This is a genomic window from Sorangiineae bacterium MSr11954 (assembly GCA_037157815.1).
Lineage (GTDB): Bacteria > Myxococcota_A > Polyangia > Polyangiales > Polyangiaceae > Pendulispora > Pendulispora albinea.
Window position 1 is genome coordinate 6,936,948 of record CP089984.1, and the last position, 19,423, is coordinate 6,956,370.

General features: G+C 65.5%; 19 protein-coding genes. 11 read left to right on the plus strand and 8 right to left on the minus strand.

Features of this window, described 5'->3' with window-relative positions; all coding sequences use genetic code 11:
* Nucleotides 1-2: 2 nt before the first annotated feature.
* From LZC94_26805 to LZC94_26825, 5 genes are all read left to right on the plus strand, one after another.
* Nucleotides 3-434, plus strand: a complete 432-nt coding sequence (locus tag LZC94_26805; GenBank protein WXB11463.1) for a GtrA family protein — start codon at nt 3-5, stop codon at nt 432-434.
* Entirely contained in the window at nt 431-1,165 is a 735-nt protein-coding gene (locus LZC94_26810; protein WXB11464.1) for a glycosyltransferase family 2 protein, read from the plus strand. The genes LZC94_26805 and LZC94_26810 overlap by 4 nt, the downstream gene beginning before the upstream one ends.
* Nucleotides 1,162-2,649 carry a glycosyltransferase family 39 protein gene (locus LZC94_26815; GenBank protein WXB11465.1) on the plus strand — a complete coding sequence of 496 codons (1,488 nt, stop codon included), beginning with the start codon at nt 1,162-1,164 and terminating at the stop codon, nt 2,647-2,649. The genes LZC94_26810 and LZC94_26815 overlap by 4 nt, the downstream gene beginning before the upstream one ends.
* The gene (locus tag LZC94_26820) at nt 2,646-3,989 is read left to right on the plus strand and encodes a hypothetical protein (protein WXB11466.1); all 1,344 of its coding nucleotides are present in this window, start codon (nt 2,646-2,648) and stop codon (nt 3,987-3,989) included. The genes LZC94_26815 and LZC94_26820 overlap by 4 nt, the downstream gene beginning before the upstream one ends.
* Nucleotides 3,990-4,213: 224 nt before the next feature.
* On the plus strand, nt 4,214-5,515 hold the full coding sequence (locus LZC94_26825) for a serpin family protein (protein ID WXB11467.1): 1,302 nt from the start codon (nt 4,214-4,216) through the stop codon (nt 5,513-5,515).
* Nucleotides 5,516-5,596: 81 nt separating this feature from the next.
* Here LZC94_26825 and LZC94_26830 read toward each other — a convergent pair whose 3' ends face one another.
* From LZC94_26830 to LZC94_26845, 4 genes are all read right to left on the minus strand, one after another.
* A complete protein-coding gene (locus tag LZC94_26830; protein WXB11468.1) occupies nt 5,597-6,949 on the minus strand; it encodes a hypothetical protein in 1,353 nt (450 codons plus the stop codon).
* Entirely contained in the window at nt 6,946-7,740 is a 795-nt protein-coding gene (locus LZC94_26835; protein ID WXB11469.1) for a TonB C-terminal domain-containing protein, read from the minus strand. The genes LZC94_26830 and LZC94_26835 overlap by 4 nt, the downstream gene beginning before the upstream one ends.
* A gap of 76 nt (nt 7,741-7,816) precedes the next feature.
* Nucleotides 7,817-8,251: an ExbD/TolR family protein gene (locus tag LZC94_26840; protein WXB11470.1), complete on the minus strand. Its 435-nt coding sequence runs from the start codon at nt 8,249-8,251 to the stop codon at nt 7,817-7,819.
* A 6-nt stretch (nt 8,252-8,257) separates the two neighbouring features.
* Nucleotides 8,258-9,028, minus strand: a complete 771-nt coding sequence (locus tag LZC94_26845; protein ID WXB11471.1) for a MotA/TolQ/ExbB proton channel family protein — start codon at nt 9,026-9,028, stop codon at nt 8,258-8,260.
* Between the two features lie 243 nt (nt 9,029-9,271).
* Here LZC94_26845 and LZC94_26850 point away from each other — a divergent pair, with 243 nt between their 5' ends.
* From LZC94_26850 to murI, 6 genes are all read left to right on the plus strand, one after another.
* A complete protein-coding gene (locus LZC94_26850; GenBank protein ID WXB11472.1) occupies nt 9,272-10,288 on the plus strand; it encodes a hypothetical protein in 1,017 nt (338 codons plus the stop codon).
* A gap of 102 nt (nt 10,289-10,390) precedes the next feature.
* Nucleotides 10,391-10,957 carry a sigma-70 family RNA polymerase sigma factor gene (locus tag LZC94_26855; GenBank protein WXB11473.1) on the plus strand — a complete coding sequence of 189 codons (567 nt, stop codon included), beginning with the start codon at nt 10,391-10,393 and terminating at the stop codon, nt 10,955-10,957.
* Nucleotides 10,954-11,736: a cysteine hydrolase gene (locus LZC94_26860; GenBank protein ID WXB11474.1), complete on the plus strand. Its 783-nt coding sequence runs from the start codon at nt 10,954-10,956 to the stop codon at nt 11,734-11,736. The genes LZC94_26855 and LZC94_26860 overlap by 4 nt, the downstream gene beginning before the upstream one ends.
* A 164-nt stretch (nt 11,737-11,900) precedes the next feature.
* Entirely contained in the window at nt 11,901-12,737 is an 837-nt protein-coding gene (locus LZC94_26865) for a rhomboid family intramembrane serine protease (GenBank protein ID WXB11475.1), read from the plus strand.
* Between the two features lie 77 nt (nt 12,738-12,814).
* Nucleotides 12,815-13,720 (plus strand): aspartate carbamoyltransferase catalytic subunit, encoded by a 906-nt coding sequence (locus tag LZC94_26870; GenBank protein WXB11476.1) that lies wholly within the window; start codon nt 12,815-12,817, stop codon nt 13,718-13,720.
* Complete coding sequence (gene murI / locus LZC94_26875; GenBank protein ID WXB11477.1) at nt 13,717-14,541, plus strand: glutamate racemase; 825 nt, start codon at nt 13,717-13,719, stop codon at nt 14,539-14,541. The genes LZC94_26870 and murI overlap by 4 nt, the downstream gene beginning before the upstream one ends.
* A 27-nt stretch (nt 14,542-14,568) precedes the next feature.
* On the opposite strand, the gene LZC94_26880 is transcribed toward murI, so the two are convergent.
* The 4 genes from LZC94_26880 to lon all read right to left on the minus strand — a co-directional run bounded on the left by LZC94_26880 (nt 14,569) and on the right by lon (nt 19,312).
* On the minus strand, nt 14,569-15,081 hold the full coding sequence (locus LZC94_26880) for a hypothetical protein (protein WXB11478.1): 513 nt from the start codon (nt 15,079-15,081) through the stop codon (nt 14,569-14,571).
* 62 nt (nt 15,082-15,143) lie between these two features.
* Nucleotides 15,144-16,445 carry a homoserine dehydrogenase gene (locus LZC94_26885; GenBank protein ID WXB11479.1) on the minus strand — a complete coding sequence of 434 codons (1,302 nt, stop codon included), beginning with the start codon at nt 16,443-16,445 and terminating at the stop codon, nt 15,144-15,146.
* Between the two features lie 85 nt (nt 16,446-16,530).
* The gene (locus tag LZC94_26890; GenBank protein ID WXB11480.1) at nt 16,531-16,758 is read right to left on the minus strand and encodes a hypothetical protein; all 228 of its coding nucleotides are present in this window, start codon (nt 16,756-16,758) and stop codon (nt 16,531-16,533) included.
* A gap of 130 nt (nt 16,759-16,888) precedes the next feature.
* Nucleotides 16,889-19,312, minus strand: coding sequence for an endopeptidase La (gene lon / locus LZC94_26895; protein WXB11481.1), 2,424 nt, complete (start codon nt 19,310-19,312; stop codon nt 16,889-16,891).
* Nucleotides 19,313-19,423 lie beyond the last annotated feature (111 nt).

Sequence of the window (19,423 nt, forward strand, 5' to 3'; positions counted from 1 at the left end):
CGATGTCCCCCGCTGGACCGTCCGACAAACTGCGCTCTCAAGCGGGCGAGCTGGCTCGCTTCGTCGTCGTGGGCGGGAGCGCGGTGTCCGTCGATTTTCTCGTGTACTTCGCCATGGTCCACTTCGTACCGTTGGTGCCGGTCGGCATCTCCAAGGCGACCAGCTTCATCGCCGGCGCGTGCCTGGCATTCGTGCTCAACCGAGGATTCGTCTTTCGCGCGGGGGAGCGCAAGGCGCGCGAGCAGCTCCTGCCCTTCGCGCTTTTGTACCTGGTCTCGCTCGGGCTCAACAATCTGGTCAACACGCTCCTTCTCGGGTACGGAGCGGTGAAGCTGGTGGCATGGTTTTTCGCCACGGGGACCTCCACCGTGTCCAACTTTTTGGGTATGAAGTTCATCGTTTTTCGTCGAAAAGCCGGAGCCTCGTCGACATGAGTGTCAGTCAATCGATCATCGTTCCCTGCTACAACGAGGGGGCCAACATCCCCAACTTGATCGGTCGCTTCGAAGCGCTCGCCAACGGGGGCCCCGTCGACTGGGAGCTCATCCTGGTCAACAACGGCAGCGTGGACGATAGCGCCGCCATCTTCGAGCGCGAGCTGGCAAAACCGGGCCGCTCGTTCGCGCGCGTGGTGACGGTGCCGAGCCCCAATGTCGGCTATGGCCATGGCATCACCACCGGGCTGCGCGCGGCGCGCGGCGAATACCTCGGCTGGACGCACGCCGACGGGCAGACCCCGCCGAGCGACGTGCTCCGCGCCTTCGAGCTCCTGCGGTCATCGGCCGATCCAAAGCGCACCTTCGTCAAAGGGCGCCGGCGCAACCGGCCGGTGAAGGACGCGCTCTTCACCCTCGGCATGCAGGCCACGGCGGGGGCCATCCTCGGCCTGAACTTGGACGACATCAACGGCCAACCCAAGGCCTTTCATCGGACCTTGCTCGAGCTGGCCTCGTCGCCGCCGGTCGATCTCTCGCTCGACCTCTACTTCTTCTGGGTCGCGAAGAAGAACGGCTTCGAGCTCCGCACGTTCGACGTTCACTTCGGCGACCGCGAGCACGGCGAGTCCAAGTGGGCCTTCAACTGGCGGTCCAAGGCCCGCAACATCGCACGCAGCGTCAAGTTCATGTCGGCATTGCGCTCCGGCACCGACTACCCGCGCGCATGAACCAGCGGAGGCTCGATCGCGCGAAGGACGCGTGGCGAAGATCGCGGTTCTTCATCCTCCTGTGGGCGACGTACGCGTATTTTTATCAAGGCTCCGATCCCAACCAGCTCACCCGGATCTTTCTGACGCAGAGCCTCGTGGAGGATCGCGCGGTCAACATCGACCGGTACCACGGCTTTACGATCGACAAGGCCGAGCTGGGCGGGACGTTCTTTTGCGACAAGGCGCCGGGGCTCTCCTTCCTCGCGACCCCTCTGTTCGCGCTCCAGAATTACGCGGATCGGATCTTCGGATTTTCGTCCGATGATCTTGCGATCAAGCGGGCGCGATTGCACCTGCTGGTGATTTTCCTGTGCGGCCTGTCGGGCCTTTTGGCGAGTTGGTCGCTGGCGCGGGCGCTGCGCACGTTCGGCGCGACCGCCCGGCAAGAGTCGCTGCTGGTCGTCGGTTACGCCCTCGGAACCCTGGCGTTCCCGTTCTCGACGGCCCTCTTCGCGCACCAGATGGTCGCGGCATTTCTCATCACCACCTTCGTCATGATCCGAGCCCTCGCGACCGGCGGCGAGCCCGACCCGAAACGGCTCGCCCCCATCGGCTTTTTATGGGGACTGACGATCATCTCCGAATATCCGAGCGCGCTGCTGGTGGCGGTGCTGGGGCTGTACCTCCTGTCGTTCTACGGGGGCTGGCGCGCCCAAGCCCGTGTGGTGCTCTATGTCGGCCTGGGCGCGCTGGCGCCTTTGGTGGTGCACGCCGTGTACGTCAAGGCGGCGTTTGGGAGCCCATTCGCGCTCCCCTACAAGCACGTGTTCGAACCGATCTTTCGATCGCACCACGAAGAGGGGCTGGTCGGCGTCAATCCGCCCACTCCGGCCGGCATCTTCGGCGTGCTCGCCAGCCGCTACCGCGGGCTCTTCTTTTTGTGCCCCTTCCTCATTCTGTCCCTCTTCGGAATGGCGCGCTGGGTCCGCGAAGAAAAGGAGCGGCGCGAGCAGATCCTCGTTCTGGGCCTGCTCGCCGTCTATTTCGTCTTCGGTACTTCGTATTACGCCTGGGACGGCGGAGGGAGCACGGGGCCCCGCCACATCGTCCCCATTCTGCCATTCCTCGTCATCGGCATCCTGCCGTTTCTTCGAGCTGGCGCTCGCTGGCGCTGGAATCTCTGCACGGCCCTCGTGGCCGTGAGCATCGGCCTGATGTTCGTCAGCACCGCGGTTCTCCTGCATATGCCCGAGGGCGAAGTGATCCTTTCGAACCCCATCTACGACGTCATTTTTCCTTCCTTTTTTCGTGGTGATCTCGGCCTCAACGTTCAAGACGTCCGCGAGCTCGGCTTTCGCGCCGACGCGAGCTACACGCTCGGCATGCTCTTCGGCTTGAAGCCCGTGACGTCGCTGCTCGTCGTTCCGGCCATGTGGTTGCTCGTGTATGCGAGCTCGATCGTGGAGCGCGTGCGCAGCGCGGGAGGCGCATCGGCTCGATGACCCGCTGGCTCTCACGTATCCTGTTTTTCTTCGGCCTCTTCATCGCCGCGTATGTCCTTTATGCGCACGTCTCCTCGTGGCGGATGGCGGTCCGAGCCCCCTCCGATTGGTCGACCCATCTCCAAACGGCGAGCATCGAGAAAGACGGCTTCACCGTCGATCGCCATGGGCTCGACGGCGCGATGGCCGACGAGGTCTTCGTGGTGAGCGGCAAGACCACGAGCAAGGGCATGTTCCGTCTCCATCGGCCAGCCAAACGGTTCGATGGCGGCATGATGTCGGCGCGCTTTCGCGTCGGCGAGCTCGCCGAGTACGACGTCCTGGTGGGCTTTCAGCTCGCAGGGGATCCGCAGCGCCGCGTGGCGCTTACGTTCTCGAACGACACGAAGAAGCCGCGACTGCGCCTGCTCGGCGCCGCTTCGCCCATCGGCCCGCTGCCCGCGAGCGACGGCGTTTTGGACGATCTCGAGTCCCTGAGCCAGGTGACCGAGGCGCTTCACCCCAACGAGTGGCACGAGCTCGCGATACGCTTCGATGCCCCGAATCAGCAGTTCGAATTTTTCGTCGATATGGTGCCGGTCGCGGCGCGGCGATTGGGGTGGATGGCCGGGGTCGACGTGGAACCGTTCGTCGGGGTCGAGGAGCGCACCCCCGGCTCCGATCCGCACGTGGGGTTCGACGTCGTCTCGTTCGTCACCGGACCGAGTGGCCCGCCCTTTCGGGGCACCCGATTCATCGACGAATTTCCGGGTAGCTTGCCCGATCCCCTTCGCTGGCAAACGACGGTCGTGAACGATTGGCGGATGAAGGGCGGCATCGTGCGCGAGAGCACGGGCAATGGGTTGCACCTGGAGGGCGGCGCCGCCGGTGTGACCGCGGTGGGAATCGAGACCCCCGTCAAGCTATGCCGCTATCCGACGGAGCTGGATCCCGTCCACATCGAGACCCGGTGGGACATTCGCAAGCTGCGATACGCGATGATCTACGTATCCATCTCCAACTCGACCGACTCGCGCGTGCTCGAAGCCGCGGTGCGCGGGCTCGATGAGGGCCAGCCTCGCCAATGGCTGTTCACGGGTCAAAGCGGCAGCTCGATCGAGCCGGGTCGCACCGAAGGTCCCGCGGTCGTTGCCGAAGGAAACGAGCTCGCGTTCGAAATGAGCTACGATCCATGGCTTCGCCGCGCCACCATTCGCTCGGGCGGAAATGTCGTGCACCAGAAACGCTACGATCTCAGCCGAAAGGAACACGTCCAGATCTGCGTCGGGGCGCATGTCTCGGCGGGCGGCGAATTCGACGCGACGCTCAAGCGCATCAATGTGCGCTTCGCGCCATACTGAGGCGTCCCTCAGGCGGCATCACGTCTGCACCGCATGGGCGCACCATGAAAGCGCCGTCGAACGTCGTGTGCCATTCGTTGTGCCACCCAGGGAGCGGGGCGCCATACCGCCGCACGTCCGTACCGCGCTCGAACGGCTCATTTTAGCGGCTCACGGTCAGCGGCCCACCCCTTGCGAACGTTGCGAGAAGAAGCATTTCCCACCAATCCCTTGGAGGACGACCTATGCGCTTTCTTGGTTCGCTCGCTCTTCTCCCATTGCTCATTCTCGCGCCCATCGGCTGCGGTAGCAGCGACAAAACGGAATCAGACCCCTCACTCATCAAATCGGAGCTCCCACGGGAGGTGTCGCCGGCTGCATCGCCCACCGACGTCAAGGAGCTGGCAGCGTCGAATGCGAACTTTGCATTCGACTTTTATCACGCGAGCGTCACGAAGGGCGGGAAGGAGAACGTCTTCTTCTCCCCCCATAGCCTCTCCACCGCCCTCGCCATGACATACGCCGGTGCCAACGGAACGACGGCCCAGGAGATGGCGCACGCGCTGCGGTTCACGGCATCGAGCGAACGATTGCACCCTGCATTCAATGCGCTGGATCTGGCGCTCGCCAACCGTGGTCAGGGCCAAAGGGGAGCGGACGGGCAGCCCTTCCGCCTGCGCGTGGTCAATTCGCTCTGGGGCCATCAGAACACCACGTTTCTGAGCCCCTTCCTCGATACGTTGGCCGTCAACTACGGCGCTGGGATGCGCGTCGTCGATTTCGTGGGCGCGACCGAGCCCGCCCGAGTCGCCATCAACCGATGGACCGAGCGCCAGACCGAAGGGCGCATCAAGGATCTCATCCAGCCCGGGGCCCTCCCCCTCGATACGCGCCTGGTGTTGGTGAACGCCATCTACTTCAACGCCGAATGGCGCTCTCCGTTCAGCAAGCAGAGCACCGCGAGCCAGCCGTTCACCCTCGGTGATGGCACGTCGACGAACGCGGACCTCATGCATCGCACCACGAGCTTCCCCTACGCGGAAGGCGACGGCTACCAAGCCGTGGAGCTGCCCTACGCCGGGAACGAAACCTCGATGGTCGTGGTGCTCCCGAAGGAGGGTACGTGGGCCACCTTCGAATCGTCGCTGAACGGCGATCTGTACCAGAAGATCACCTCGGGCCTCACCGTGCAGGCGGTGAACCTGGCGCTGCCGAAATTCCGCATCGAAGGAGCCTCCGTCAGCGTCAAAGCCCCCCTCCGCGCGCTCGGAATGTCTGCCGCATTCACGAGGGCAGCCGATTTCTCGGGCATCGTCTCGCCGAAAGAGGACCAGCTCTACATCAGCGACGTGGTCCACAAGGCCTTCGTCAATGTCGACGAAAAGGGGACGGAGGCCGCCGCCGCGACGGGCGTCATCATGGAGTCCGTCTCGGCGCCGCAGAACCCCAAGGTCTTCACGGCGAACCGGCCCTTCTTCTTCTTCATCCGCGACATCCCCACCGGCGCGCTGCTCTTCGTGGGCAGGGTGACCGATCCGAAAAATTGAGCAGCACGCCGCGCCCACTCCGGGCTTCGTAGCGCAACGATCCAGCCGGTGACCGCCTCGACGGCGGTCACGTCGGCTTCGTCAGTTACCTTCCCACCGCAAGCTCTCGCCGCTGGCCGTCGAGATCCGCTGCTGATTCATCCCCTGCGGATTGCTCAAATAGATCCCGCCACCGCCGCGTGTGGAGAAGAACGCCACCTGGCGCCCGTCGGGCGAACAGGCCGGATACGTATTCGACCCTTGATCCTGCGTCAGCCGCTTCATGCTCCCGGGGCTCCCGCTCGGATCGACGCTGAAAATGTCCCACGTGGCGCCGTCGCGACCCATGAACAGGATCCGCACGCCCTCCGGATCGTTGCACCAAACGGGCGCCATGTTGTAGGTGCCGCGCCAGCTCACCCGCTTGCCGTCCACGTAAATCTGCGGGTTGCCGCCTTGGTTCGACACGTACGCGAGCTGCCCGCCCGGTCCGATCGCCGGGTGCGTATTGAGCCCGCCCTGGGTCGACTTCGAGAGCCCGCTGCCGTCTGGCCCGCCCGTGAAAATGTCGCTCTGGCCGTTTTGCGAAACCACCAGCGCCATCTTTCCGCCGCCGAAGCCGACACCGAAAATCAGCCCCGGGTTCTTCACCACCGGTGAGCTGCTGCCGACCTTGAAGAGCTGGTACGTGCCATCCGGCATGCCCGCCGAATAGTAAACGCCACCCGGTCCGACCGCGGGCGCGAGCGCCACGTTCGATACGGTCGAGAGCCGCGACAATCCTGCGCCGTCGCTGTCGATCGTAAAGATGCCTTTTTGCCCGCGGCCGGTCGTCGCGCTGAAGACCATCCGCGTCCCGAAGCTGCCGGCGGTGCCGGTGAACCACTTCACGACCTCGTTGCAGAACTGATGCACGGCGCCGCGGACGCCGGTGGGCGGTACGTCGTAGTCCTTCTTCAACACGGCCTCCGTGCCGCGTGACACCACGAAGAGACGGAGCTCGAGGTGCACGTTGCTGCCGCGCATGGAGCTCAGGCCCTTGACCACGCCCTCGGCGCCGATGTTGCGCCAGCTGGCGGGCTCAATGCCCGTGCCCTCGGCGCTGAGGTTGGCCGTAAAGCTCTTCGGGTCCAGCACTTGGAAAATGCTGGAGAGGGTGAAATCACGGCTCGCGACCTCGACGACGGTGTTCGAGGTGTCCCGCTCACCCACCAGCGGCGCCACGGCGAGCTTGAACAAGGTGCGGTTGCCGCCGCTGACGGTGATGGTCTTCACTTCGCCGCCCGTGGGCTGCGACACACTGGGGAGCGAGCTCGAAGCGCCCGCGGGCGGTGGGGTTTGCGCCTGCGCAGGGATGGCGCCGAAGACGCCGAAGGCCAGGGTCGTTGCAGTCACGGCCAGCGCGGACAGGTGGATCTTTTTGGTCGTAAGGTTCGCAAAGAGAAGCTGATTCATCGGCATCGGGAAGCATCTCCGTTGGAAGACCCCGCGAGCTGAAGATTGAGCGCGCGGCCGCGGTACAACTCCGCAACCTCGGGGGGGGGTTCGGGCAAAGGAGTCCTGTCGTCGATCAGCTTTTGGAGCATCGAACGTGCCGAGTCGTCAAACAAATCATTTCCACTCGCCCTCACGGGTTGGCTTCGCATGTGCCAAATCGCCATCCGGCGGTCGATGCTGATGTTGTAGGTGACGCAAAGTTTGTTCGCCTCGCCCTGGGAAATAACGGACGGAATCGCCCAGCGCTCGTGGAGGAAGCTTGCCAGCAGGACGGCGTACATGTCACCTGCGTGGACTTTTGCAGGATCGGTCTCCTGCCCCTCCTTCACGCCCTGCGCGTGCCCCTCCTCCGGACGCTCTTTGCCCGCGTCCTCCGCAAAAGGATCCGTCTTCTTCACCAGGCGCGTGATGTCCGACTCCTGCGCCAGGGGCGGAGGCGGGCCCGCATCGGGTAGATCTTTCTTCTTCTCCTCGCGCGAGGCCACGATTTCTTGCTTCGGCGCCGTGCGCGCCTTGGGCACGATGCGATCGGGGAGCTTGGTCGGGTCCATCGGCTTGCCGAGCTTCAGCAGGCTCGCCGCGATCACCGGTCGCTCGACCAGCGGCTTTTCTTCCTCGCCCATCGAGGGGTACATCGCCTTCAGGATGAGCGCCGCGATGGGAAGCGCGTGCAGCGCGATGGCCAGCGCAATGCCGAGCGCCACCTCGTCCGATTCATACGCTGTTCTCCAAGCAAGACGCGATGCCATCCCTTACCCACATTACTCACAATGCGAAGTGGCCACCGGCGCGAAGAATGTTTCGCGCTACGGACCTTTCGCTCGGTTACTTAACCTCTAGCGGATCGGTGATCATTCCGAGCTTCTCCACGCCCGCCGTGCGCGCGGCCGCCATCACACGCAGGACGGCTCCGTATTTCACGCTTTCGTCCGCTTGTATGTAGGCCTCCTTTTCCTCCTTCAGACGTGGGTTGTTGCTCAAACGTTCTTCGACCGCGCCCGTGATTTCGTCTTTTCCGAGGTAGACGTGCTCGTCGGCGGTCACGATGATGAGGAGCTTCGTGTCATCGGCTTGCATGGGGGCGCTCTTGGCCTTGGGGAGATTGACCTCGACCCCGGTCGTCAAGAGCGGCGCCGTCACCATGAAGATGACCAAGAGCACCAGCATGACGTCGATCAACGGCGTGACGTTGATCTCGTTCATCCCTCCGAGGCGGCGGCTGCGTCCGGACGCGCCGCCCGCCGTGGCTCCCATCGCCATGGCGGACTAAATGCCTCCGAGCTTGGCGCGCGCTGCGACGTCGGCCGCAAAGCCCTCCAAGCTGTCGGCAAGCTCCTGCACGCGGCGCGCGAAGTAGTTGTACGCCATGACGCTGGGGATGGCCGCCACCAGGCCGATGGCCGTCGCGATCAAGGCCTCGGCGATCTTGGGCGCGACCACCGGGAGGTTCGCGTTCTGTTGGTTTCCGATGCTGAGAAACGCGTCCATGATGCCGTACACGGTGCCGAATAGGCCGATGAACGGCGCGGTGGATCCGATGGTGCCGAGGAGCGTCATCCACGACTCGAGGTGCGTGACCTCGCGGGCGGCGGCGCGGCGGGTGGCGGTCTCCACGTGCGTGCCCTCGGCTTCGCCCAGGCGCTGGCGCTGGCCCCCGGTCATGCGCATCATTTCGTCGTAGCCGGTGGCGAAGATGCGCGCGAAGGGCGAGCCGCGGAAGGCCGAGAGGCCGTGCGCCATCGAATCGAAATTGGTGGCCGCGTCGAAGGTCTTCAAGAACCGATGCGACTCGGCCCGGGCGCGGCGCAGGTGGAGGAACTTGGCGCCGATGACCACCCAGCAGCAAAGCGAGAAGACGACCAACACGACGAGGACCGCTTTGACCGGAATCGACGCGTGCAGGACCAGTTGCACCGGATCGAGCTTGGACGCCACCTCCGCCGCTTTGCCTCCGCCGCCCCCACCTGGAGCAGCCGCGGGTTGCAGTGAAGCAGCGAGGACGTGGGCCGCTTGGAGGGAGCCGGTCACCGATTGCATTGTTTTTCTCCGAGCCTCATGGCCGCCACCATGCCCCGCCCCTTCCGTAGATGTCAAAGGATTGGACGCTTTGCACTTGACCCCGCCGTGTTGGAAACGCCGCGCGGACCACGCTGCGCACCTTTGGCGCAGGACCGCGGGAGCTAAACGGCCGAGCCGGCAAGTTCAATCCCTGGGCGGCAAATTCAGTCCTTTTGTTGCTTGTAGGATAGCAGCGGACGTTGATGTGGTAAGAGCTGGCCCGTGCGGCTGCGCTCTTTCCATTTCTTTCTTCTCGCCATCTCCACCACGGCCCTCTTGGCGCTGGCGGTCGCCTGCAGCACCACCTCGGGTGGCTACCTTTATTACCCGACCCGCGGCATCCAGGTTCGCGCCGATAGCATCACGCAAGGCAAAGGCTGCGGAACGGCCCCGACGCAGGTGTACAAGTACGTCGCCGTCGTGAGCGACGCCGATGGCATGGTGCGCGCGGCCTCCCTCAACGACTGCTTCGCCGACGCCGTCTTCCAGCAGCTCGCGCCCTCGGCGGACGGTGGTTTCTACAACTTTTATGTCGACGTCTACGCCTTCAACGCCGCCGATTATGCCAAGCCGCAGCGCGCCTTGGCCGATGGCGGCGCGGGCGGAACGGTGGCCGATGTCGTCGCCGAAATTGCCACGGGCGATGGGGCCGCGGACCATCGGGGCGACCGGCACTGGGCCGGCCGGACCCTCAAGCTCACGTGGGAGACCGACTGCGCCGCAGTGCAGGAAGCGGGCGTCGAGGTCATCGCCGTCTGCAAGCCGCTGGTGAACGCGGGCTCCAACGCCACCATTCAGCTCCCGACCGCCGCGTTCCCCGGGACGGAGGGCGGCTTTTCGTGCGATTCGGATACGAAGAAAAAAGGCGCCTTCACCCTCGTTCGCGCGTCGCTCCGCGGGCTCAAACCGCCGCCGCCCTCGGGGGACGGTGGGACCGAAGACGCGGGCAATACGGACGCGGGTGACGCATCCGCCGATGCGGGCGATGCCGGCGCCGACGCGGGGAACACGCCCGACGCATCGCCGCCGCCGGTCCTCGGGGCCTTCGAGGGCACCTGCCCGAAGCCCATCGTGATGGATCGCGTGCCGGCGCCGGCCGATCACGTGCTGGACGTGGAGCTTCTGCAACGACCCGAGGACGGGGGCCCCCCGATGTCGAAGGGGCGCGCTGTCTGCCGCGCGAGCACGAAGCTCTACGAGTCGGTCACCGCGCAATGCGAGCCGGCCCCGACCCCCTAGGGGTGTCGAGCGACAGAGCCAACGGCGGGGACCGCATGGTATAGAAATGGGGTGGAGCCGGCGGACAACAACGAGTCAATCGACGTTGCACTCATCGCTCGCGTGGCCCAGGGGGACGTCGAGGCGCTCGCCTCCCTCTACGACCGGCACGCCGACGCGTTGATGGCCATCACCTTCCGCATCCTTCGCGATCGCGCGGAGGCCGAGGACATCGTCCACGATGCCTTCATGGGCCTGTGCGATCAGGCGTCCCGCTACGATGTGCGGCGGGGGCGGCTGCGCACATGGCTGGTGACCATCACGCGCAACCTGGCCATCGATCGCCTGCGAAAACAGAATCGCTTGAAACGGGTGCGCGAGATCGTGCGCGAGGAGGCGCAGCAGCTGGCGGCCGGCGGCGGGGGGAGCAGCCCGTTCGAGTCGTTGGAGTCGCCCAAGTTCCGAGAGGCCTTCCTGGCGCTGCCCGAGGAGCAGCGGCTCACATTGGAGGCGGCCTTCTTCGAGGGTCTCACCTACAGCGAGATCGCAACTGTGCATGGCGTGCCCCTCGGGACCGTCAAATCACGGGCGGCGCGCGCGCTCGCCACCTTGAGGGAGGCGCTGACGTCTTCATGGGTCCAAAACGAGCCCTCGAACGTAGTAGGCAATGAGTCCCGAGGTGCATCGTGAATGACCGGTATGCCCGCCTGCTTCAACTCGTCCTCGCGGGACGTCCCGAAGCGCTCACGGCTGCGTTCTTGGGAACGCTCCCGGAAGAGGAGGCCCGCGCCTACCTCGAGGTGGAGCAAACGCTCGCGTCATTTGCCCAAACCGCGGCTCCGGTGGCGCCCTCGGCCCCGCTTCGCGAGCGCGTCTTGTCGAGCTTTCGCGCCCGGCTGGCGCGGCCCCCCAAGTCCGCCTTTCTGGTGCTCGATATGATCGTCGATCACCTGGCCGAGGGGAGCGTGCTGGAGGTGCCGCGCGCCCGGGAGATCGTCCCCGCCCTGGCGCAAAAGCTCGCAGAGTGCCGAAAACAAGGCGTTCCCGTGGTGTACATCGTCGACGAGCACGATCCGGACGACCCGGATCTCGCCCTCTGGGGGGTCCATGCGATCGCTGGAACGGGGGGCAACGACATCTGGCCCGAGGTCGCACCCGAGCCCGGCGATCGCATCGTGAAGAAGCACACCTACAGCGCGTTCACCGGGTCCACCTTGCAGTCGGTCCTCGACGAGCTTCGCTGCGACACGCTCATTTTGGGCGGCTGCCTGACCGAGGTCGGCATCAAAGCCACCGCCACCGAGGCGCTCCAACGCGGCTATGCGGTCGACGTCCCCCGCGCGACCCAAGCCGGAATCAGCGCGCCGACCGAGCACCTGACTTTGGGCCTACTTCAGGTCATGCCGCCGTACGGCGCCGCCCGCAAAGAGCTGCTCGCCCGCCTCACCGCGCCCGCGTCGACCGCATGAGCGTCCTCGCCGGATGCGAGGAGGTCGGAAAACGAGGAAAGCCACGGAAAGCCCGCGGCCACGGCACGAACCACGTGAGCTCGCACGTGGCAAGGTGCTACGATTTTGCGTCCGCATTCATGCTGGCTTTGCGATCGCCGACGGCGACATTAGAGTGAAGATCAATGGACGAGAGGGTTACCTTGGCACTACCTCGCCCGGGACCGGGCTTGAAGGCCTTGCTCCTGGTGGTCGGAGCCCTCGGCATCCTCGAGGCCATTGCCTACAGCTATATCCCGGGCGGACGGAGCTTCTTCCTCGCCCTGGCGTGCTCCACCGATGACGTTCTGAACGGGCAAATCTGGCGGCCGTTCACCGCGGGCCTTTTGACCCGACCGGACGCGTTGGGGCATCTGCTGTTCACATTGGTGATGCTGTATTTCCTCTCGCCCGATCTCGAGCGGCGCTGGGGAACGTGGCGATTCTTGCGCTTCGTCGGCGCGGCCATGGTGTTTGGCTTCGTGCTGTCGATGGGCATCGACGCGGCCATTCCCGGCGGCACGCGCGCGCTGCACCCGCCCATCATGTATGGCGCGGGGGCGGCCATCGCGGCCATCGCCATCGCGTGGTCCAAGCTGAACGCGCAGGCGCAGGTCCGGCTGTTCTTTTTCATCCCGGTGAGCGGAAAGCAGTTCTTCTGGGTCACCATCGGGTTCTGTTTGCTCGGGATCGTCTATCCGGACGGCGTGCCCGAGGGGATGCTCTCGCCCTTTGGCGGTGTGCTCGTCGGTATTTTGCTGGGTGGAACGCCGTCGCTGCTCCGGCAAGCGTACCTGCGCATCAAGCTCGGGCTGCTGCGCCGGCGGGTGGGAGCGCCGGCCATCCCGTTGAGCCCGCCGTCGACCAAAGGGAAGAGCAACCCACCGCGCCGCGGCGCCCCATTGCTGCGCGTCGTTCAAGGCGGGGCCGATGACGAGCTGCGAAAACGGCGGCCGCCGAAGGACAAACGCTACCTTAACTGACGCGGCAACCAACGCGACGGATCGCGCGGCGAATTCGCGCGGCGCGGCGCGCTAGGCCGTGGTACAAGCCCGCGTCGATGCGGCATCTGCTCGGAATCGACGGGCTCTCGGAGCAAGACATCACTTCGCTCCTGGACGAGGCAGAACGGTACTTCGGCCCCCACGATCCGATCGCCACGCGGAACGTGCTGCGCGGAAAGACGGTGCTCAACGTCTTCTTCGAGTCCTCGACGCGCACGCGCACGTCGTTCGAGCTCGCGGGCAAACGGCTGGGCGCCGATGTCATCAACATCGCGGCCTCGTCCTCCAGCGTCACCAAGGGCGAGACGCTCCTCGACACGGTGAAGAACGTGGAGGCCATGCAGAGCGACGCCATCGTGCTGCGCCATTCGGCCTCCGGCGCGCCGCACTTCATCGCGCGCCATACGGGCGCGAGCATCGTCAACGCGGGCGATGGCTCGCACGAGCACCCCACCCAGGCGCTCCTCGATGCGTTCACCATTCGCAAGCGGCTCGGGAAGCTCGCTGGGCTCACCGTCGTTGTCTGTGGTGACATCTTGCACTCCCGCGTCGCCCGCTCCAACGCGCTCTTGCTCGGCACCTTCGGCACCGAAGTGCGCCTCTGCGGCCCGCGCACCATGATGCCGCGCGAGCCCAACGTGCTCGGCCCCACCGTGCGCGTGTTCGATCGCTTCGACGACGCCATCGAGGGCGCCGACGTGGTGATGATGCTGCGCATCCAGAACGAGCGCCTGGGCGGCACCATGATGTCCACCACCCGCGAATACTCGCGCACCTTTGGCTTGAACCCGCGCCGCCTCCGCCTGGCCAAGCCGGGCGCCCTGGTGATGCACCCGGGGCCCATCAACCGCGGGGTGGAGCTCGACAACGCGGTCGCCGACGGCACGCAAAGCGTCATCCTCGACCAAGTCGAGGCCGGCGTGGCGGTGCGCTGCGCCGTCCTCGCCCGGGTTCTATCGTGACCAAAGACGCCGAGGCCCCGCTGGGCGTGTTCGACTCCGGCCTCGGCGGGCTCACGGTGGTGCGCGCGCTCCGGCAGGTGCTGCCGAACGAAGACATCGTCTACTTGGGCGACAGCGCGCGCGTCCCCTACGGAACCAAGGGCGCGGACACGGTCATCAAGTACGCGGCCTCGTGCGCGCGGCACCTCCTGGGCCAGCGGGTGAAGGCCATCGTCATCGCGTGCAACACGGTGAGCGCGGTGGCCATCGAGTCGATGCGCATCGATTTGGATCTGCCAGTGCTGGGGGTGATCGAGCCGGGCGCGCGCGCGGCGGTGGGCGCGAGCAAAACGGGCCGCATCGGGGTGCTGGCCACGCCGGGCACCATCTTCTCGCAAGCGTACACGCGCGCGGTGACCACGCTCTCCACCCGCACCGAGGTGTTCGGCCAGGCCGCGCCGCTGCTGGTGCCCCTGGCCGAGGAGGGCTGGACCGATGGCGACGTGCCGCGCCTTGCTGCGCGCCGCTACCTCGAGCCGCTGGCGCGCGCGGGGGTCGACGTGATCGTGCTCGGGTGCACGCACTATCCGCTCTTCTTTTCGGTCATCGAGGAAGAAGCGAAGAAGATGATGGGCGATCACGTTCGCATCGTGGACAGCGCGAGCACCGTGGCCGCCGAGACGCGCGACTATTTCCAGACGCGCGATCTCCTCGCCGCCCCGCGCCCGCGCGCCGGGAAAATCCGACTCTTCGTCACCGACGTTCCCCGCTCCTTCAGCGATATGGCGCGTCGCTTCTTGGGCGACGAAGACGTGCCCGAGGCGGAACAAGTCGATTTGTAGGCGTGGTCGCCTGCGTGACGCGCCGGGCTACGGCACGTCGGCCGCAGGCGAAGGTTCCGTGAGGGCGCCGTCCGGGGAGCTCGTGCTCGCAACCCCGACGGCCGCGGCGACGGCGGCGCCAAGACATTGCCGCACGATGTCGGCTTGCAGGCTGCTGAAGAACACGCCCAACCACTCGCCACCTTCCTTGCGCCACTCGGGGGCGAGCTGCGCGACCAGAATGAGCGCAATGGCGATGTGGATGCGCGCGGACACGCGGGAGATATCGATCAAGGTGACCCCCCGCTCGAGCAAGCTGGGAAAAAGCGTCTCGAGCCAGAAGACGCGCGTTTGGGTGGTCTGGCCGTCGAGGGCATCCTCCATGGCGCGCAGCAGGCCTTGCGTTCCCTGCGATCCCGAAGCGACATCACGCACCACGCGCGCAAGACGGCTCTTGGCGAGGATCTCCACGACCTCGCCCATGATGCGATCGCGCTCGCTGCTCAAAGCCGCACGAAGGTGGGCCTCGACTCCTTCGGTTCCCGACCCCGGCGTCCCCATAAACTCAAGGGTAGTCGCTCGATTTGCAAAAATCCATTTTCACGCATTTGACTTTGATGTCTTTATGCGATCGGCGCCACGCGAAGCAGGCGGGTCGGCTTGGCAACATCGTCACCATCCGCGATGGACGTGAGCGCGCGGCGCAGATCACCCTCTCGGGCGATGTGGGTCATCATCACCACTTGTACGGGCTCCCCGCGCGAGTCGCCGCCGCCGCGCTGCACCATCTCCAGGATGGACACGTTCTCTTCCGCAAGCGCGCCCGCGATGTTCGCGAGCACGCCGGGGCGGTCGAACACCTGAAAGCGCAGGTAGTACGCGCACTGGGCATCGTCGATGGGCGCCAGGCGGGTGTCCTCGAATCGAACGCTGCGGGTCATCAAGCCCGCGGCCCCATTGAGCCGCGCGCCCGCCACGTCGACCACATCGGCCACGACGCTCACGGCGGTGGGCAGATCCCCTGCCCCGCGCCCGGAGAGCAAGCACGGTCCGAGCGCGCGGCCCTCGAGCAAGATGGCGTTGAGCACACCGCCGACATTGGCCAAGGTGGCCTGCTGCGGGAGCAGCGCCGGGTGCACGCGAAGCTCCACATGGCCGTCGTGCTTCTGGCCGATGGCCAGGTGCTTCACCGTGTACCCGAAGCGCGCCGCGAACTCGTGATCGATGGGCTCCACGTCGCGGATGCCCTCGGTGTACACCGCGTCGTGCGGGACGCGCGCGCCGAAGGCCAGCATGGCGAGCACCACCAGCTTGTGCGCGGCGTCTCCGCCGTCGACATCGAGCGCGGGATCGGCCTCGGCGTAGCCTTTGGCTTGGGCTTCGGCGAGCGCGGCCTCGAAGGAGAGCCCGTCCTGGCGCATGCGCGTGAGGATGTAGTTCGACGTGCCGTTGACGATGCCGCAAAGCCGGGTGACATGGTCGCTGGTGAGCGCCTCGCGCAAGGTGCGGATCACGGGGATGCCGCCGCCGACGGACGCCTCGAACGCGAGGTCGACGCCAGCTCGCACCGCGCGCTCCACCAGCTCCGGGCCGTGGAGGGCGAGCAGCATCTTGTTCGCGGTCACCACGCTGCGGCGCGCATCGATGGCGCGCTCCACATAGCCGCGCGCGGGCTCGACGCCGCCGAGCACCTCGATCACCACGTCGATGCTGGGATCGTCGAGCACGGCCGATGGATCGGTCGTCAGCTTGTCGCGCGACAGCTCCGGCACGCGCTCCTTGCTCGGATCGCGGACCAGCACGCGCGCAATCTCCAGCGGTGCCCCCACCCTCGACGCAAGATTCGCTGCGTTTTCGCGAATCAAGCGCACAACCCCTCCGCCCACGGTCCCACAACCGAGAAGCCCGAGCCGCACCGTTTTCATGCCCCTAGTTCACCCGACGCAACGCGAAAAGAAAAGGGGTTCACGTCACCTTCACCCGACAGGCTAACCCCTCGATTGCAGGCGCTTACCCCGCGCGGGCGCGAAGACGCTCGATCGCCTCATCGGCCGGAATCGGTTGCACGGCGCCTTGCCGAACCTGCTCGAGACGACGTGTGACCGTCTCGGTATACTCCGCAGATCCAAGGTCCATGGCCCCGGGCTGCACGGGCGCGATCGCGAGGAGCTCTGCGGCCAGCTCGAGCCGATCGGTCTCAGAGAGCGCGAGAGCTTCTTCGCGGGTGCGGTACTTCATTGGATGAAACAAAAAAAATTACGCTTGCACCTCGCGAGCGGCAAATACTTTCGAAACTAAAAACCGAAGCCCAACCTTTCGGCCGAGCTTCGGTTCTGGGTTCTCGTGATGCAGGTGCGGACGCGAAACGTCAGTTCGCCGTGGGCGCAGCGGTCTCTTTCTTTTCGTCTGCGTTCTTCGCCACGATCTTCTCCTCGAGGGCGGCGTCGAGGACTTCTTCCATCTTCTTCACGAAGACGAACTCCAGCGAGTCTTTGACCTCCGCCGGCACCTCGTCGAGGTCGGCCTTGTTTCGCTCGGGGACGATGACGCGCTTGATGCCTGCGCGGTGCGCCGCGAGCACCTTCTCCTTCAAGCCGCCGATGGGCAGGACGCGCCCGCGGAGCGTGATCTCGCCCGTCATGGCCACGTCGTGCCGGACGCGGACCCCGGTGAGCATCGAGACGAGCGCCGTGAACATGGTCACGCCTGCGCTCGGGCCATCCTTGGGCATGGCGCCCGCGGGGATGTGAATGTGGATGTCGCTCTTCTCGAGGAAGTCCTTGCTGATGCCGAACCGCTCCGAGTTCGAACGCACGTAGCTGAGCGCCGCTTGCGCGCTCTCCTTCATGACGTCGCCCAGCTGACCGGTGAGCTGCAGCTTGGCGGAGCCGAACATGCGCGTCGCCTCGATGAAGAGGATCTCGCCGCCCACGCTCGTCCATGCGAGGCCCGTGGCCACGCCGGCTTCCTCGGTCCGCTCGGCCACCTCGCTGGTGTAGCGCTGCGGGCCCAAGAACTCGCGCAGATCGTCCTCCGTCTCGATCTTGCGCGGGGTGTTGTCACCCTCGGCGATCTTGACGGCGACGCCGCGGATGACGCTCGCGATCTGCCGCTCGAGCGTACGCACGCCGGCTTCACGCGTGTAGTTGTCGATGATGATCTCGACCGCCGGATCCGTAATTTCGAGCTGCTGCGGCGTGATGCCGTGCTCCTCGATCTGCTTCGGGATCAAGTGCTGCCGCGCGATGGCCAGCTTCTCGCGCCGCGTGTAGCCGGGGATCTCCAGGATCTCCATGCGGTCGCGGAGCGGCGCCGGGATGGGGTCCGCGATGTTCGCGGTGGCTACGAACATGACGTTCGACAGATCGTACGGGATCTCCAGGTAGTGATCGGCGAACGTGTTGTTCTGCTCCGGATCGAGCACCTCGAGCAGCGCCGCCGCGGGATCGCCGCGGAAGTCGTGACCGATCTTGTCCACCTCGTCCATCATGAAGATGGGGTTGATGGTGCCCGCCTTCTTCATGCCCTGGATGATCTGCCCGGGCAGCGCGCCCACGTACGTGCGGCGGTGTCCGCGGATGGCCGCTTCGTCGTGCACGCCACCCAGCGAGATGCGGTGGAACTTGCGGCCGAGCGAGCGCGCGATGCTGCGACCCAGCGAGGTTTTTCCGACGCCGGGCGGGCCGATCAAGCAAAGGATCGGTCCCTTCTTGTCCTTCTTCAGCTTGCGGACCGCCAAGTACTCCAGGATGCGCTTCTTGACCTTCTCCAGGCCGTAGTGGTCCTCGTCGAGCACCTTGCGCACCGCGCCGATGTCCATGTTGTCGGGCGTCTGCACGTGCCATGGCAAGTCGAGGATCCAGTCGAGGTAGGTGCGCACGACGGTGTACTCCGCCGAGCCGACCTGCATGTTGCGAAGGCGCTTGATCTGCTTCTTCGCCACCTGCTCCGCCTCGCTCGGCAGGTTCGCCTTGGCGATGCGGTCCTCCAGGCCATCGAGATCGCCCTGATCGCCGTCGTCCTCGCCCAGCTCCTCTTTGATGGCTTTGAGCTGCTGACGCAGCACGTACTCGCGCTGGTTCTTCCCCATCTCCTCTTTGATCTGGGAGTTGATGCGCTCGCGCATCTTGAGGATCTCGAGCTGGCGCGTCAAAAGGCGGAGCACCTTGCGAATGCGCTCTTTGACGTCGACCGTCTCCAAGAGCTGCGCCTTCTCCTCGACCGGCGCGTCGAGGTTGGCGGCCACCAAGTCGGCCAAAGCGCCGGGGGCCTGGATGGAGTCGATGAGCGAACCGGCCTCGCGCGGCAGCTCGGGCATGAGCTGGATGACCTGCTTGGCGATGTCGCGCAGGCTCATCGAGAGGGCCTCGGCCTCGTCATCGTCCAAGCCCGTTTCATCCAAGCGGCGGACCTTGGCCTTGAGATAGGGCGAGCTCTGCGCCACATCCTCGAGCCGGATGCGGGAAAGTCCCTGCAAAATCAGCGAATAGTTCCCCGAGCTGTGCTTCAGCGCCTTCAGCACGCGGGCCGCGCATCCGACCGTATGCAGGTCGTCCTGCCCCGGATCGTCGGTGGACGGATCGCGCTGGGCGAAGATGGCGATGACGGGGCTCGGCAGGTTGTCCACGTCTTCGACGAGCGCCACCGATTTCTCGCGCCCTACGTCGAATGGGGCCACCGCACCCGGAAAAAGAACGGCATTCCGAATGGGGAGGACCGGGAGCACGTCACCAAACTGGACCACGTCCTCATCCTGCGGGGCACGCGGCGGGGGAGCTTTCTTTTCAGTCATGTCGACCTCTCGCGGTGGTGCTCATTTTCATTCTTGTCAAAGGTAACATCCGATTCGTTTGTACGAGGGACTCTGCAAACGGGGTTCCAACATTTGCGAAGCTAAACACGG